This is a genomic window from Yinghuangia seranimata (assembly GCF_029953285.1).
GTDB classification, from domain to species: domain Bacteria; phylum Actinomycetota; class Actinomycetes; order Streptomycetales; family Streptomycetaceae; genus Yinghuangia; species Yinghuangia seranimata.
On record NZ_JASAOI010000011.1, the window covers coordinates 136,015 to 149,643 of the forward strand.

The window sequence follows — 13,629 nt, forward strand, 5'->3', positions numbered from 1 at the left end:
ATGCTGGACGGCGCGGCGCGTCTCAAGGAGATGTTCAAGGAGTGCCAGGAACAGGGCATGACGGCCGTGGCGATGACCGACCACGGCAACATGTTCGGGGCGTACGAGTTCTACTCGCAGGCCAAGGCGGCCGGCGTCACCCCGGTCATCGGCATCGAGGCGTACGTCGCTCCTGAGGCCCGCGGACTGACCAAGCGCGTGCTGTGGGGCACCCCCGCGCAGAAGAAGGACGACGTCTCGGCGTCCGGCGCGTACACCCACAAGACGATCTGGGCGCGGAACAGGACCGGCCTGCACAACCTCTTCAAGCTCACCTCGCGGTCGTACGCCGAGGGCTACCTCGTGAAGTGGCCGCGGATGGACGCGGAGATCATCGCCGAGCACGCCGAGGGCCTCATGGCGACGACCGGCTGCCCGTCCGGCGAGGTGCAGACCCGGCTGCGGCTCGGCCAGTTCGACAAGGCCCTCGAAGCGGCCGCGAAGTACCGGGACATCTTCGGCCCGGAGAACTACTTCCTCGAGATCATGGACCACGGGCTCGACATCGAGACCCGGGTGCGGCAGGGCCTGATCGACGTCGGGAAGAAGCTGAACATCCCGCCGCTGGTGACCAACGACTCGCACTACACGCGGGAGAGCGACGCCGAGGCGCACGACCTGCTGCTGTGCATCCAGACCGGCAAGAACCTCTCCGACCCGGACCGGTTCCGGTTCGACGGCACCGGCTACTTCCTCAAGTCGGCCGCGCAGATGTACGGCCAGGACTCCTCCGACGTGTGGCAGGAGGGCTGCCGCAACACGCTCGTGGTCGCCGAGCGCGTCGACACGACGGACATGTTCCAGGAGCGGAACCTGCTCCCGAAGTTCGACGTGCCGGAGGGCATGACCGAGTCCTCGTTCTTCGAGGCCGAGGTGTGGCGCGGCATGGACTGGCGCTTCCCGGACGGCTACGACGACGAGCACCGCACGCAGGCCGACTACGAGATCAAGATGATCCAGAAGATGGGCTTCCCGGCCTACTTCCTGGTCGTCGCCGACTTCATCATGTGGGCCAAGAACAACGGCGTGGCGGTCGGCCCGGGCCGTGGCTCCGCGGCCGGCTCGCTGGTCGCGTACGCGATGGGCATCACCGACCTCGACCCCATCCCGCACGGCCTGATCTTCGAGCGCTTCCTCAACCCCGAGCGCATCTCGATGCCCGACATCGACATCGACTTCGACGAACGCGGGCGCGGCGACGTCATCCGGTACGTGACCGAAAAGTACGGCTCCGACAAGGTGGCGATGATCGTCACCTTCGGCACCATCAAGGCGAAGGCGGCCATCAAGGACGCCAGCCGCGTCCTGGGCTACCCGTACGCGATGGGCGACCGCATCACCAAGGCGATGCCCGCCGACGTCATGGGCAAGGGCATCCCGCTGTCGGGCATCACCGACTCCTCGCACCCGCGCTACAACGAGGCGGGCGAGGTGCGCGGCATGTACGAGAACGAGGCGGACGTCCGCAAGGTCATCGACACCGCGCGCGGCATCGAGGGCCTGATCCGCCAGCCCGGCGTGCACGCGGCCGGCGTGATCATGTCCGCCGAACCGCTCACCGACAACATCCCGGTGTGGACCCGGCACTCCGACGGCACCGTGATCACGCAGTTCGACTACCCCACGTGCGAAGGCCTCGGCCTTCTCAAGATGGACTTCCTCGGCCTGCGCAACCTCACGATCATGGACGACGCCGTCAAGGCGATCGAGAAGAACAAGGGTCTCAAGCTCGACCTGCTCGCGCTGCCGCTGGACGACAAGCCGACCTACGAGCTGCTGGCCCGCGGCGACACGCTCGGCGTCTTCCAGCTGGACGGTGGCCCCATGCGGTCGCTGCTGCGCCTGATGCGCCCCGACAACTTCGAGGACATCTCCGCGGTGCTCGCGCTGTACCGGCCGGGTCCGATGGGCGTCAACTCGCACAACAACTACGCGCTCCGGAAGAACGGCCAGCAGGACATCACGCCGATCCACAAGGAGCTCGAGGAGCCCCTGAAGGAGATCCTGGAGCCGACCTACGGCCTGATCGTCTACCAGGAGCAGGTGCAGCGCGCCGCGCAGATCCTCGCCGGCTACTCGCTCGGCGCGGCGGACAACCTGCGCCGCGCGATGGGCAAGAAGAAGAAGGAGATCCTCGACAAGGAGTTCATCCCCTTCCAGAAGGGCTGCCGGGAGCACGGGTACTCCGACGAGGCGATCCAGACGGTGTGGGACGTCCTGGTGCCGTTCGCGGGCTACGCGTTCAACAAGGCGCACTCCGCCGCGTACGGCCTGATCTCCTACTGGACCGCCTACCTCAAGGCCAACTACGCGGCCGAGTACATGTCGGGCCTGCTCACCTCGGTGCGCGACGACAAGGACAAGTCGGCGATCTACCTGAACGAGTGCCGGCGCATGGGCATCAAGGTGCTGCCGCCGGACGTCAACGAGTCGGACGCCGACTTCACCCCACAGGGTGACACGCAGGCCCGGTTCGGCCTGTCCGCGGTCCGCAACGTCGGCGCGAACGTCGTCGAGTCGATCGCGCAGACCCGCCGGGCCAAGGGCAAGTTCGAGTCGTTCCCGGACTTCCTCGACAAGGTCGAGGCGGTGGTCTGCAACAAGCGGACCGTGGAATCGCTGATCAAGGCCGGCGCGTTCGACTCGCTCGGGCACACCCGCAAGGGGCTGACCGAGAAGTACGAAGGCATGATCGACGCCGTCGTCGCGGTCAAGCGCAAGGAGTCCGAGGGCCAGTTCGACCTGTTCGGCGGCGGCGACGACTCGGACGGCCCGGCGTTCGGGCTCGACGTGGAGTTCTCCACCGACGAGTGGGAGAAGACCTTCCTGCTCGCCAACGAGCGCGAGATGCTCGGCCTGTACGTCTCGGACCACCCGCTGTTCGGCATCGAGCACGTGCTGGAGTCCAAGGCGGACTGCATGATCGCCGCGCTGACCGGCGACGAGCGGCCCGACGGCGCGATCGTCACGATCGGCGGCATCATCTCCGGCCTGCAGCGCAAGATGACCAAGCAGGGCAACCCCTGGGCGATCGCGACGGTCGAGGACCTCGCGGGCGCCATCGACTGCATGTTCTTCCCCAACAGCTACGCCCTGGTGTCGACACAACTGGTCGAGGACGCGGTGGTGTTCGTCAAGGGCCGGCTCGACAAGCGGGAGGACGTGCCGCGCCTCGTGGCGATGGAGCTCATCGTCCCGGACATGTCGGAGCTGGACGCGTCGCAGCCGCTCGTCATCCACCTGCCGACCGCACGCATCGCGCCACCGCTGGTCGCCAAGCTCAAGGACGTGCTGCGGCACCACCAGGGCAACACCGAGGTGCGGCTCAAGCTGCACTCGCCGCAGAAGACCACGTTGATGCGCCTGGACGCGCGGCTGTCGGTCAATCCGACCCCCGCGCTGAAGGGCGACCTCAAGGCGCTGCTCGGTCCCGGCTGCCTGGCCTGAACCCACACGCCGGGCGCCTGGTCCGCGGCGCCCGGCGCCTAGGCCGTACGTACCAAGTTCGCCAAACGGCATATTTCTATCCCGTCAAACACCGGATGCGTGAACTCCCGGGCACGTAGAGTCGTTCTTCCCTATGTGGTCGCACGGCCGGGTGCGGCCATCAAGGCCCCGGGCGATCCGCCCGGGGGGAAACGGGGATACGACCATGACCAACGGCCGACAACACGCACACCCCTCCGATCAGCAGCCCGCGCCACCGGCGCCGGACCTGCGGACCGAACGGCCCGATCCGCGGCCCGGCAAGAACGGCTGACCCGGGCGCGGTCCGCACGACTTGCGTAGGCGGACCGCGGCGCACGGGGCGTGCGACGATGGGGGGCGGCTCTTTCGGGGGACGTACAGGCCGCCCCCTTTCCCACGCCCGTCGTCCCGGGACCCGGTCCCGGGATTCGGCTCGGAGGACACGCGACACATGGCCGGATGGTCGAGGCTCGGCCGCGCCGGCCTGGCCGCCGCGCGCGGTGGCAACAGGCTCAGGGCAGCGGCCCGCGAGGCCGAGCGCCGTGACGCGAAGGGCGCGACGGGCGCGACGGGTGCGCCCGGGCCCGATGCCGACGCGTCGGACGTGGACACCAGCCTGACGGCGGCGCAGGCCGCGCTGCTCCTGCGCTACATCGCCGGCCGGCTCGTCCTCGGGCGGCTGGAGCTGGTGTTCCTCCTCAAGTACGTGCTGGCGGCGCTGGGCGTCCTGCTGCTGTTCGGCGGCGCCACCGTCCCGCTCGGCGTCGTGCTGCTGGTCCTCTTCGCGGTCGCGGCCCTCGTCCAGTGGATGATCAGCGCGTCCGTCGGACGACTCGCCGCGTTCAAGCGGCTGTCCCACGCCGAGGGCGCGCTCATGGACGCCACCACCGTGTGGTGGCCCAACCTCAAGCGCGAGCTGGTGCGCGTCGGCCTCCCGACCCGCCCGTGGGCGCTGCTCAAACTGGCTCTCGCGTTCGCGGCCCGGCGGCTGCCCGCCGACCAGGACCGCGCGATGCGCGACATCCGGTGGCGCGGCGCGGTGCTGCCCCGCGAACAGTGGGTCAGGGCCCGGCAGGTGCTGGCCAGGGCCGCGGCACGGGAGACGGAGCGGGCCCCGTAGAGTTTTGGGGCACGGATTTTGTCCCTGCCACACCGGCAGCATCCGAGGTATCCCTGACGACCCAGGGGCACAAGAGGCCAGGAGAGACACAGCGTGGCCATTGTCGGCGCGACCGCCGCCGCCGCTCCGGACGCGGCGGCATCCCGCGTGTCCGCGCGGACGTGCTACCGGGTCGCCGGGCTCACCAAGACGTACCGCACCGGGCGCCGGCGGGCCCGCGTCGAGGTACGCGCCAACGACGCGATCGACCTGGACGTCCGGCGCGGCGAGATCTTCGGGCTGCTCGGCCCCAACGGCGCCGGCAAGTCGACGCTCGTGCGCCAGCTCACCGGCCTGCTGCGGCCCGACGCGGGAACCGTCGAGCTGCTCGGCCACGACCTCGTCAAGCGGCCCGACGCGGCCGCCCGGCTGGTCGCCTACCTCGGCCAGGACTCCGGCGCGCTGGACGAGCTGACCGTCGGCTTGGCGGTCGAGACCACCGCGCGGCTGCGCGCCCTCGACCCCGCCGCGGCGCGCGCCGCCCGCGACGCCGTCATCGAGGAGCTCGGCCTCGGCGAGCTGGCCGAGCGCCCGCTCAAGAAGCTCTCCGGCGGGCAGCGCCGGCTCGCCTGCGTCGCGGCCGCACTGGTAGGCGACCGCCCGGTGCTGGTGCTCGACGAGCCGACCACCGGCATGGACCCGGTGGCGCGCCGCGCCGTGTGGTCGGCGATCGACCGGCGGCGCGCGGAGCACGGCACCACCGTGGTGCTGGTCACCCACAACGTCATCGAGGCCGAGACCGTGCTCGACCGGGTCGCGGTGCTCGACGAGGGCCGGGTCATCGCGTGCGACACCCCCGGCGGGCTCAAGGCGCTGGTCGGCGACGAGGTGCGGCTCGACCTGGTGTGGCGGACCGACCCGCCGCAGGACGACCCCGCGGTCGCCCGGCTCGCCTGCGAGGCGGTCCGCACGGGGCGGCGCTGGACCACGAGGATGGACCCGGGCACCGCGCGCGAGCTGCTGGCCGCGGTGACGTCGGGGCCGGCGTTCGACACGCTGGACGACTTCACGCTGTCGACGCCGAGCCTGGAGGACGTGTACCTGGCGCTGGGCGGACGGCACGAAGGGCTGGTCAAGGGATGAGCGGGGGAGCGGCGGGCCGCGCCGTCGTCGTGCGCGGCCGCGGTGCGGGCCGTGGTGCCGGGGAGGCGGGCGCGTGAGTCAGACCCTCGGGCGTTCCTCGGCCGCCGGGAGCGACGCCGAGCCGCTGGCGGCGGCGACGCCGCTGTGGGCCGGGCTCGCCGCCGTGTACCGGGCGCAGCTGTCGCGGGTGCGCGTCTCGCGCGTGCCGCTGCTGTTCGTCGCGGTCTTCCAGTCCGTCGGGATCATGATCCTGATGCGCGGCGTCGTCGACACCGGCTCCGACAGCGCGCGTGAGGCGGTCGTCGCAGGCTCCAGCGTGCTGGTCGTGGCGTTTGTGGCACTGAACCTGCTCGCCCAGCACTTCGGGGCGCTGCGGGCCGCCAACGCGCTCGACTACTACCTGACGCTGCCGGTGCGCCCCGCCGCCGTGGTGCTGGGCATCGCCGCGGCGTACGCCTCGTTCACGCTGCCCGGCGCGGTCGTGACGGCCGTCATCGGCGCGCTGATGTTCCAGCTGCCGCTGGCCAACCTGTGGGCACTGCTGCTGGTCGTACCGCTGTCCGGGGCCGCGCTGGCCGGTGTCGGGGCGGTCTGCGGGCTGCTCTCGCCGCGCCAGGAACTCGCGACGCTGCTCGGACAGTTGGGCATGTCGGCGGCGCTGCTGCTCGGCATCATCCCGGCGGACCGCATGCCGATGGTCGTCGAGTGGGGCCGCGACGTGCTGCCGTCCTCGTACGGGGTCGACGCGTTCATCGCCACCTACGGCACCCCGGACTGGGCGGCGTTCGGCGCGGACCTCGCGGTGTGCGCCGCGGTCGGTGTCGCGATGCTGAGCCTCGCGACCTGGGCGTTCCGGCGCACCGCGCGGGGCTGACCGGCCCGGCTCAGGCCCCCCCGACCGCACCTCCGACACCCCGCCGGGATCCGGCAACCCGACGACGAGCATGGGACGCTGACTGTATGACGTCGCCCTGGCAGTTCGACCAGAACCCTGCCGCAGCCGCTGCCGGTGACCCCGACGGCCCCGTCGGCGGTCCGCCGCAGCAGCCCGGTCCGGCGCCCGCCGGCGGGCCCGCGGCCTGGTGGAAGGCCGGCAAGGGCGACATCCTGGCGGGCCTCGTGGTCCTGGCCGTGTGCCTCGTCGCCGCGGTCGCGGCCGGCGCCGTCTGGCACGCGCTCGCGCCGGACATGCCGCGCGTCGTCGTCAACCACAACGTGTACGACACCCCGCAGACCCCGGTCGAGGGCGAGGTCGCGCGCGACGGCTGGTTCGCGGTCGTCGGCGTGGTGACCGGTCTGCTGATCGCCGCGGCGGTGTTCTGGAAGGGCCGCAGGCACGGCATCGGCGTCGCGGTCGCTCTGGGCCTCGGCGGGCTGCTGGGCTCGTACGTCGCGTACAAGGTCGGCGCGGCGCTGGGCCCCGACACGTTCGGCGACCAGCTCAAGTCGCTCGACGGCCGGCACGACTTCGACGAACCGCTGCGGATCCAGGCGATGGGCGTGCTGTACCTGTGGCCGATGGCGTCGCTGGTGCTCTACATCTTCCTGTACGCGGCGTTCGGGCCGCGCGACGCCGCGCAGAAGCAGCTGGGCGGCTGGCCGCCCCGCGGATACGCGCAGCAGCCCGGGACCCCGCAGCCGGGACCGTGGCAGTTCCCGGGGGCGGGGCAGCCGGGGCCGCAGCAGAACGGCGGCTTGCCGGGCGGCACTCGGCCCGGGGCCGGACCGGGCCACGGCGAGGACGCGCCGCCCGCGGCGGGCGACGGCCCCGATCTGACGAAGCGCGCCGAGTAGCGCCTTCGCCGGGCCCGCGGCGCTCGCGTCAGGCCCTGCCGATCGCCGCGGTCACCGCGCCCGTCATCCGTACGAGGTCGGCCGCCGCCAGTTCGATCTCCAGGCCGCGGCGGCCCGCCGACACGAACACCGTCGGGTGTGTCAGCGCGCTCGCGTCGACCACCGTCGCCAGGCGGCGCTTCTGCCCCAGCGGGCTGATGCCGCCCACGACGTAGCCCGTAGCGCGTTCCGCCGCCGCCGGGTCGGCCATCGCCGCCTTCTTGCCGCCGACCGCCGCGGCGAGCGCCTTCAGGTCGAGCTTGCCGGCGACCGGCACCACGCCGACCGTGAGGGCGCCGTCGACGTCCGCCAGCAGCGTCTTGAAGACCCGCTCGGCCGGCACGCCGAGCGCCGCGGCCGCCTCCTCGCCGTACGACGCCGCGTCCGGGTCGTGCGTGTACGCGTGCACGGTGTACGCGGCCCCGTCCCGGGTCAGCGCCACCGTCGCCGGCGTGCCCTTGCCGCCCTGCCCGGCCTTGCCCTTCGCCACGGAGGATTCCTTCTTCTGCGTCCGCTTCGTCTGCTTCGTCTGTTGCGTCCGCGCTAGTTCGGTTCGACGCCCTGCTTGACCAGCTCCACCGCGGGGAGCGACCGCAGGTGCGCCAGCAGCGCGTTCTCGCGCCGCAGCAGGCGCAGCTCGCCGCGCAGCCGCGCCGTCGCGTCGGGGGCCTCCAGCAGGTCCTGCTTGTCCGGCAGGTCCAGCACCATGGCGGCGGCCACCAGGTAGGACAGCACACCCGGGTCGTCCGGCAGCTCCGGCATCTCGACCGCGCTGCGGCCCTGCGTGCCCAGCAGCCGCCGCTGGTACTCGGCGAACGCACGGGCGACCGCGAGCCCGAGGGCCTGCGCGTTGTCGCCCTTCGGCTCCTCGACGGGCTCGACCTCGCCGACCAGGTACGGGCCCGAGTCGTCGACCGAGAGCAGGCGGAACCGCGCGGCGCCCGTGGCCACCACGTCGAACCGGCCGTCGGCGTGCGGCCGGATGGACGCCACCTCGGCGGTGCAGCCGACCGCGTACACGGCCTCCGCCGCGTCGACCGGGAGCTCGCCGACCTCGCGGCCGGTCCGCAGCGCGACCACGCCGAACCGGCGCTCGCCCTCCGGCAGCGCGATCAGGTCGCGGGCCAGGCGGCGGTAGCGCTCCTCGAAGATGTTCAGGGGCAGGACAAGACCCGGATACAGCACCGAGTTGAGGGGGAACAGCGGGAGCCGGTCGGTCACGGGACCAAAGCCTATCGGCGTCCACGGCGCGGTTTCGGCTGAGTTTCACCAACCTGGGGCCGGTGCGCGGGCAGGTGCCTCCCACCCGCGCGGGGCGTGTCCGTCACGCGCGGTTGAGCACCCGGGTCGCGCCGGCCGCCGCCGCACCCGCCAGCACCCACCCGAGCACCACGAGCGTGTACGCCACCCATTGCGCCCAGCCGCCCGGATCCCACGCGTTCTCCTGCCCGAACGACACCACCGGGAGCAGCAGGTCCAGCGTGTAGAAGAAGGCGTTCCAGTGCGGTGCCTCGTCCGCCTTGAGCGGGCTCGGCCGGTCGACCGAGAACGCCGCCGTGCCGACCGCGATCAGCGCGAGCAGCCAGCAACAGGGCCCGGGTGGGGCGGTAGCCGTACCCGATCGCGACGTCCTGCACGACGCCCCACACCCGGCCCGGCCAGCGCAGTGTCTCGCGGTTGCGGCGCTGCTTGGCGAGCAGCACGCCGCGGGCGTCCTCGTCCTGGCCGGACGCGCGGAAGGCCGCCGCCAGCTGCTCGTACGGCTGCGGCTCGTACTCCGGCGTCGCGTCCGCCAGCCAGGCCAGGCGCTCGCGCAACGGAATCGGCTGCGAGGTGCGCAGCACGGCGTAGGTCATCCCGCCGATCGACGTCCGGCCCCGGCCGGGCCACGTGCCGGGCACGTCGGTCAGCGACCCCAACTGCGCGCCGCTCAGCAGGATCCGCCCCACTGGACGCGGTGCGATGTCCAGGTGCAGCGTGCGGGCCTGCACACGCCACATCGCCAGGGCCTCGTCCGGGTCCTCGAGCATGTGGGCGTTGCTGAACACGCAGCCGTCGCCTATGCGCGCGTCGTTGAGCCGGATCGACCCGGTCGCGTGGAAGCGGTCGCTCATGTGCAGCGACTGCTCGACGAACATCGCGGCGCCGTCGAACGCGAGATGGCGGTAGCCGCGGCTGTCCAGCCCCTCGGGGGCGTCGAGCCGCGCCCCGAAGAACGTCGCCCGGCCGCCGATCCGGGCGCTGCGCAGGCTCACCGTGCCGCTCGCGTGGAACCCGTTGTGCGCGCTCAGGTCGCGCTCCACCTGCAACCCGTCGCCCGAGACCGACCGGCCGTCCCGAAGCCGCCCGATCCGCGAGCCGTGCAGCACCAGGTCGGTGCCGATCCGCGCGTCGATGAGCACGACGCCGTCCGCCACCCGCGTCGTCGTCAGGCACAGGTCCCCGTCGGTGCGCAGCCGCCGGGCCCGCACGGCCGCGACCACGCACCCGATGAGCCGCACCGTGCCGGCCACCGCGTCGTTGAGGATGAGCCGGCCTTCCAACCGGCAGCCGCGCAGGTCCACGTACGCGTCGACCCGCGTCCCGCGCAGCACAAGGTCGCCGACCACCCGCGCCCCGACGAGCTCCAACGCCGGCATCCGCCCCGGCTCCGGCTCCGGCCCGTTCACCAGCAGCCGTGCCAACACCTCGGCCCGCACCGTCCGTTCGGGCCCCCAGTCGGCCCCGAGCCCCTCCGCCGGCAACGGCCAGTCCAGCGAGAACCCGAGCCCGCCGCCCTGGAAGTCGCACGGCTCCCCGCGCCGGTACGCCTCCCAGACCCGCCGCTCGGCGTCCGTCAGATCCCCCGGGATCCCGGTCATGCGCGCCCCCGTGTGTCCGTGCCCACTCCCGGACGGCATTGTGCCGTGTGACGCACGAGTCCGGCGTGCCCCGTGGGGCGGGTGTGCTCTCGCCGCCGCCCGCGTCTCAGCACCCGACACGCCGCAGCCCGGATCCAGGCCCCTCCCTACACTGGGACAGGTGATCTCCCGTATTGATCTGCGCGGCGCCGCCGGGCGGGCTGTCCTGGACAGCCCCGCGGCCCTGCGCGACGTGATGCCTCGTGCCGAGTTCGACGTCGAGGCGGCCCTGGAGAAGGTCCGCCCGATCTGCGACGACGTACGCCATCGCGGGGTCGAGGCGCTGATCGAGATCACGGAGCGCTTCGACGGGGTCCGCCTCACCGACATCCGCGTGCCCGCGGACGCCATCGCCACGGCGCTCGTCGAGCTCGACCCGAAGGTGCGGGCCGCGCTCGAGGAGACCATCCGCCGCGCCCGGATCGTGCACCGCGACCAGCGGCGCACCGACGTGACCACGCAGGTCGCGCCCGGCGGCACCGTCACCGAGCGGTGGGTGCCGGTCGAGCGGGTCGGCCTGTACGTGCCGGGCGGCTTGGCCGTCTACCCGTCGTCCGTCGTCATGAACGTGGTGCCCGCCCAGGAGGCCGGCGTCGCGTCGCTGGCCGTCGCGTCCCCGCCGCAGCGCGAGTTCGGCGGCCTGCCGCACCCGACCATCCTGGCCGCGTGTGCGCTGCTCGGCGTCGACGAGGTCTACTCCGTCGGCGGCGCCCAGGCGATCGCGATGTTCGCGTACGGCGCCGGCGCCTGCGCGCCCGTCAACCTCGTCACCGGCCCCGGCAACATCTACGTCGCGTCCGCCAAGCGCCTCCTCAAGGGCCGCATCGGCATCGACTCCGAGGCCGGCCCCACCGAGATCGCGGTGCTCGCCGACGCCACCGCCGACCCCGTGCACGTCGCCTCCGACCTGATCAGCCAGGCCGAGCACGACACCCTCGCGGCGTCCGTCCTGGTCACCGACTCCGAGGAACTGGCCGACGCGGTCGACGCCGAGCTCAAGGCCCAGGTCGCCGCGACCAAGCACACCGAGCGCGTCACCACCGCGCTGTCGGGCCGGCAGTCCGGCACCGTCCTGGTCGACTCGGTCGACGACGGCCTCAAGGTCGTCGACGCGTACGCCGCCGAGCACCTGGAGATCCAGACCGCCGACGCGGCCGCCGTCGCCGCGCGCGTCCGCAACGCCGGCGCGATCTTCGTCGGCGCCTACGCGCCCGTCTCCCTCGGCGACTACTGCGCCGGCTCCAACCACGTGCTGCCCACCGGCGGCTGCGCGTGCCACAGCTCCGGCCTGTCCGTGCAGTCCTTCCTGCGCGGCATCCACGTCGTCGACTACACCCGCGACGCGCTCGCCGAGGTCGCCCACCACGTCGTGACGCTCGCCGAGGCGGAGGACCTGCCGGGCCACGGCGCGGCCGTCAAGGCCCGATTCGGCTGGAGTGTGCCCCAGTGACGCAGATCGACGACCTGCCCGTCCGCGACGAACTCCGCGGCCAGTCGCCCTACGGCGCCCCGCAGCTCAACGTGCCGGTGCTGCTCAACACCAACGAGAACCCGTACCCGCTGCCCGACGCGCTCGTCGACCGCATCGCCGAACGCGTCGCCGACGCCGCCCGCGAGCTCAACCGCTACCCCGACCGGGACGCCGTCGAGCTGCGCACCCGGCTGGCCGCGTACCTGTCCGAGACCGGCGGCGTGACGCTCGCCACCGGCAACGTGTGGGCGGCCAACGGCTCCAACGAGATCATCCAGCAGCTGCTGCAGGCCTTCGGCGGCCCCGGCCGCAGCGCCATCGGCTTCGACCCGTCGTACTCGATGCACGCGCTGATCGCCCGCGGCACCGGCACCGCCTGGATCTCGGGCCCGCGCCGCGACGACTACTCCGTCGACGTCGAGGCGGCCGTCGCCGCCATCGCCGAGCACCGGCCCAACGTGGTCTTCCTGTGCTCGCCGAACAACCCCACCGGCACCGCGCTCGACGGCTCCGTCGTCGAAGCCGTGTACGACGCCGCGCAGGCCGCCCGGCCCTCGCTCGTCATCGTCGACGAGGCGTACGTCGAGTTCTCGCACCACGCCTCGCTCCTGACGCTGCTCGACGGCCGGCCGAACCTCGTCGTCACGCGCACCATGTCCAAGGCCTTCGGCGCCGCGGGCCTCCGGCTCGGCTACCTCGCCGCCGACCCGGCCGTCGTCGACGCGGTGCAGCTGGTCCGACTGCCGTACCACCTCTCGGCGGTCACCCAGGCGACCGCGATCGCGTGCCTGGAGCACACCGAAACGCTGCTCGGCTACGTCGCCGAACTCAAGGCGCAGCGCGACCGCCTCGTCGCCGAACTGCGCGGCATGGGCTGCGAGGTCACCGAGTCCGACGCGAACTTCGTCCAGTTCGGACGCTTCGAGGACACGCACGCGGTGTGGCAGGCCGTCCTCGACCACGGGGTCCTCATCCGCGACAACGGCGTGCCGGGGATGCTGCGGGTCACCGCGGGGACCGACGCCGAGAACACCGCGTTCCTCGACGCGATGCGCGCCGTACTGAAGGAGATCGCTTAATGGCTCGGATCGGCCGCGTCGAGCGCGCCACCAAGGAGACGTCCGTCCTCGTCGAGGTGAACCTCGACGGAACCGGGCGGGTCGACGTCACGACGGGCGTCGGGTTCTTCGACCACATGCTCGACCAGCTCGGCAAGCACGGTCTGTTCGACCTCACCGTCAAGACCGACGGCGACCTGCACATCGACTCCCACCACACCATCGAGGACACCGCCCTCGCCCTCGGCGCCGCCTTCAAGCAGGCCCTCGGCGACAAGGCCGGCATCCGCCGTTTCGCCAACGCCTCCGTCCCGCTGGACGAGGCCCTCGCCCAGGTCACGGTCGACCTGTCGGGCCGCCCCTACCTCGTGCACAGCGAGCCGGAGGGCATGGCGCCGATGATCGGCACCGCCTACGACACGACCCTGACGAGGCACATACTCGAGTCGTTCGTGGCCCAGGCGCAGATCTGCCTCCACGTGCACGTCCCCTACGGCCGCAACGCCCACCACATCGTCGAGGCCCAGTTCAAGGCCCTGGCCCGCGCCCTGTCCGACGCCTGCGTGATCGACCCCCGCCGCGCGGGCGTGATCCCGTCCACGAAGGGCGCGCTGTAAG

11 protein-coding genes are annotated in these 13,629 nt (G+C 72.4%); 8 read left to right on the forward strand and 3 right to left on the reverse strand.

The window, feature by feature from the left end; genetic code table 11:
• The 5 genes from dnaE (at position 1) to QI554_RS08635 (ending at position 7,543) form a co-directional block, all read left to right on the forward strand.
• Complete coding sequence (gene dnaE, locus QI554_RS08615; RefSeq protein WP_425527943.1) at positions 1 to 3,486, forward strand: DNA polymerase III subunit alpha; 3,486 nt, start codon at positions 1 to 3, stop codon at positions 3,484 to 3,486.
• 472 nt (positions 3,487 to 3,958) lie between these two features.
• Positions 3,959 to 4,627, forward strand: a complete 669-nt coding sequence (locus QI554_RS08620; protein WP_281467668.1) for a hypothetical protein — start codon at positions 3,959 to 3,961, stop codon at positions 4,625 to 4,627.
• Positions 4,628 to 4,774: 147 nt separating this feature from the next.
• Positions 4,775 to 5,749 carry an ABC transporter ATP-binding protein gene (locus QI554_RS08625; RefSeq protein ID WP_281467901.1) on the forward strand — a complete coding sequence of 325 codons (975 nt, stop codon included), beginning with the start codon at positions 4,775 to 4,777 and terminating at the stop codon, positions 5,747 to 5,749.
• A gap of 73 nt (positions 5,750 to 5,822) precedes the next feature.
• Positions 5,823 to 6,623, forward strand: a complete 801-nt coding sequence (locus tag QI554_RS08630; protein ID WP_425527938.1) for an ABC transporter permease — start codon at positions 5,823 to 5,825, stop codon at positions 6,621 to 6,623.
• A gap of 86 nt (positions 6,624 to 6,709) precedes the next feature.
• Positions 6,710 to 7,543 (forward strand): hypothetical protein, encoded by an 834-nt coding sequence (locus QI554_RS08635; protein WP_281467670.1) that lies wholly within the window; start codon positions 6,710 to 6,712, stop codon positions 7,541 to 7,543.
• A 28-nt stretch (positions 7,544 to 7,571) separates the two neighbouring features.
• Here the strand turns inward: QI554_RS08635 and ybaK are convergent, their stop codons facing one another.
• The 3 genes from ybaK to QI554_RS08650 are packed head-to-tail and all read right to left on the reverse strand — an operon-like array spanning position 7,572 to position 10,443.
• Positions 7,572 to 8,072: a Cys-tRNA(Pro) deacylase gene (gene ybaK / locus QI554_RS08640; protein WP_281467672.1), complete on the reverse strand. Its 501-nt coding sequence runs from the start codon at positions 8,070 to 8,072 to the stop codon at positions 7,572 to 7,574.
• Between the two features lie 53 nt (positions 8,073 to 8,125).
• Positions 8,126 to 8,803 carry an LON peptidase substrate-binding domain-containing protein gene (locus tag QI554_RS08645; protein ID WP_281467674.1) on the reverse strand — a complete coding sequence of 226 codons (678 nt, stop codon included), beginning with the start codon at positions 8,801 to 8,803 and terminating at the stop codon, positions 8,126 to 8,128.
• Positions 8,804 to 8,814: 11 nt separating this feature from the next.
• Positions 8,815 to 10,443: an oxidoreductase gene (locus tag QI554_RS08650; RefSeq protein WP_281467676.1), complete on the reverse strand. Its 1,629-nt coding sequence runs from the start codon at positions 10,441 to 10,443 to the stop codon at positions 8,815 to 8,817.
• A 160-nt stretch (positions 10,444 to 10,603) separates the two neighbouring features.
• Here QI554_RS08650 and hisD point away from each other — a divergent pair, with 160 nt between their 5' ends.
• Genes hisD through hisB form a run of 3 tightly spaced genes read left to right on the forward strand, consistent with a single transcriptional unit; the run spans position 10,604 to position 13,628 of the window.
• Positions 10,604 to 11,932, forward strand: a complete 1,329-nt coding sequence (hisD, locus tag QI554_RS08655; RefSeq protein WP_281467678.1) for a histidinol dehydrogenase — start codon at positions 10,604 to 10,606, stop codon at positions 11,930 to 11,932.
• The gene (locus QI554_RS08660; RefSeq protein WP_281467680.1) at positions 11,929 to 13,032 is read left to right on the forward strand and encodes a histidinol-phosphate transaminase; all 1,104 of its coding nucleotides are present in this window, start codon (positions 11,929 to 11,931) and stop codon (positions 13,030 to 13,032) included. The genes hisD and QI554_RS08660 overlap by 4 nt, the downstream gene beginning before the upstream one ends.
• A complete protein-coding gene (gene hisB, locus QI554_RS08665; protein ID WP_281467682.1) occupies positions 13,032 to 13,628 on the forward strand; it encodes an imidazoleglycerol-phosphate dehydratase HisB in 597 nt (198 codons plus the stop codon). Before QI554_RS08660 ends, hisB begins: the two co-directional genes overlap by 1 nt.
• The last annotated feature ends 1 nt before the right edge of the window (position 13,629 follow it).